Genomic DNA, 2060 nt, shown 5'->3' on the forward strand with positions numbered 1-2060 from the left:
CCCTCCCGCGACGACGCCGCCGCCCACCACGGCCCCGCCCTCGCCCGTGGTGGTCGTCGATTCGATCGCGGTCACCTTGAACCAGACCGGCGTGACGACCGGCCAGGCCGGCGTCACCCTCAGCACGACGGGCAAGGGCGCGGTGCCGGTGGTGCTGGAGTGGTTCACGAGTGACAGCCCGCGGCTCCTCGGAGCCTCCGACGGCCGGGACACGGTGAGCGCCCAGGGCTCGTTCACGCGGGCCCACGCCTTCACCGGCGCCGGCTGCTACTGGCACGTACGGGCCACGGCGGGCGGGAAGTCCGCCACCTCCGCCCCGGTCTGGATCAGGAGGTGTCAGATCCGATGAGCGACGACAACGACTACAGCGCCACCGTCCTCGGCAGCCACTGGATCAGCGGGGGCCCGCTCCCGGTGGAGGACGTCGCGCCCGACCGGGTCGACGGTTCGGTGCTGCGCTTCGGGCCCGGGGTGACGGCGGCGGCGGTCGCACCGTTCGCCGTGGTCCCCGGCGGGACGCTGACCCTGCCGGCGCCCGCGCCCGTCCGCCGCAGCCGCTGGGCCGGGCTGCGCCGGTACACGCTCGCCGCGGTGGTGCTGCTCGCCGTCCTGGGGTACCTCGCCTGGCAGCGGCTCGGGCCCTCGGTCGCGGTCCGGGACGTGACGGTGAGCACCGCCGCCGGGGGCCCGACCTGTGGTGCGGCCGCCGACGTGCTCGCCGTCGTGGCGACCGACGGGCGCCCGGGCACGCTCACGTACCGCTGGATCCGCAGCGACGGCACCCGTTCCGAACAGCTCACCGAGCGGGTGGCGCGGGGGCAGCACGAGGCGCGGCTGCACCTGCTGTGGACCTTCCAGGGCACCGGCAGCTATCCCGCACGGGCCGAGCTGGAGCTGCTGGAGCCGGCGCGGCGCACCGCGGCGGTGGAGTTCACCTACCAGTGCTCCGGGTGAACCGGCCGCGCCGGTCGGACCGGCCGTTCGGCCGAGCGACGGCGGCCGTCCGGCCGAGGCGCCGGGCGGCCCCGCGCTGCTTGACCGGAACGCGCCGACCAGGGCTTGCAGGGAGTCCTGCGGCACCGTCGCGTGCCTCGTTCCAGCCCGTGGTACACCCCCACCGGAGCGCGGCCGTTCCGCACGGCTGCCGTGTCCGCGTGGAAGGCCCGCAGTGCTTTGGGGAGCGCTGCGGGCCGCCACAGCTCAGAAGCGGGCGTGCGCGGTGATGTCCGCCGCGAAGTCGCGGGTCTGCGCCGGGGTCACCGTCGGCCGGCTCTGGCCGATCGCGTCCAGGTAGTCCTGGGTGGTCGCGCCCAGCGGGGCGCCGGGCGGGCCGGCCACCGCCTCCAGGTCCCGCTCGAAGCTGACCTGCGCCGCGATCCGCGCCGCGTGCTCGATGTCGGCCGGGGTGAACAGCTCGCTCGCGGCGACCAGCGCCGCCACGTCCACGTCCGCCCGGCCCGCCGTCCAGCGGGACCAGATCGCCGCCCGGGCCCCGGCGTCGGGGGTGCCGATCGGGATCAGGTAGTCGAAGCGGCCGGGCCGCAGGAAGGCCGGGTCCAGCGAGCGGACCGAGTTGGTGGCGCACACCAGCAGCCGTTCGTCGCCCTCCCGGAAGCCCGGGATCAGCTTGAGCAGTTCGTTGGTGACCCCGTGGATCCCGCCCGGCTGGGCGGGCTCGGTGCGGACCGGGGCGATCTCCTCGACCTCGTCGATGAAGACCAGGACCCGTTCCAGCTCGGCGATCCGGGCGAAGGCGCTGCGCAGGGCGGCGGCCAGGTTGCCCTCGTCGGCCAGCCGGGAGGGCAGCAGTTCCACGAAGGGCCAGCCGAGCCGGGAGGCGATGGCGCGGGCGAAGGTGGTCTTGCCGGTGCCGGGCGGGCCGAAGAGGGTGATGGCGCGCGGCGGGCGCACCCCGTGCTGGGCTGCCCGCTCGGGCTCGGCCAGGGGCAGCACCACCCGCCGTTCGATGAGGTCCTTCTCCTTCTCCATGCCGGCGACCCGGGCCCACAGGTCGTTCGGCAGGAACCGGCCGCCGAGGTCGTCGAGGAGACCGGCCGCCG

At 75.7% G+C, this 2060-nt stretch carries 2 protein-coding genes and 1 pseudogene; 2 read left to right on the forward strand and 1 reads right to left on the reverse strand.

Annotation, left to right across the window (positions count from 1 at the left end; all coding sequences use genetic code 11):
• Both EF918_RS35150 and EF918_RS35155 read left to right on the forward strand, forming a co-directional pair.
• Positions 1-349 (forward strand): annotated as a pseudogene (locus EF918_RS35150) (serine/threonine protein kinase); the annotation flags it as partial.
• Positions 346-954, forward strand: coding sequence for a hypothetical protein (locus EF918_RS35155; protein ID WP_125652906.1), 609 nt, complete (start codon positions 346-348; stop codon positions 952-954). The pseudogene EF918_RS35150 and the gene EF918_RS35155, both read left to right, overlap by 4 nt.
• Positions 955-1200: 246 nt before the next feature.
• Here the strand turns inward: EF918_RS35155 and EF918_RS35160 are convergent.
• The coding region (locus tag EF918_RS35160) for an ATP-binding protein (protein WP_148141343.1) at positions 1201-2060 on the reverse strand (860 nt) is incomplete at its 5' end.

It is taken from the genome of Streptomyces sp. WAC06614 (genome assembly GCF_003949795.1).
Classification (GTDB): Bacteria; Actinomycetota; Actinomycetes; order Streptomycetales; family Streptomycetaceae; genus Streptomyces.

What these genes read in the sequence shown, in the direction of transcription:
- EF918_RS35155 (WP_125652906.1), top strand. Translation starts at nt 346, where the DNA reads ATGAGCGACGACAACGACTACAGCGCCACCGTCCTCGGCAGCCACTGG.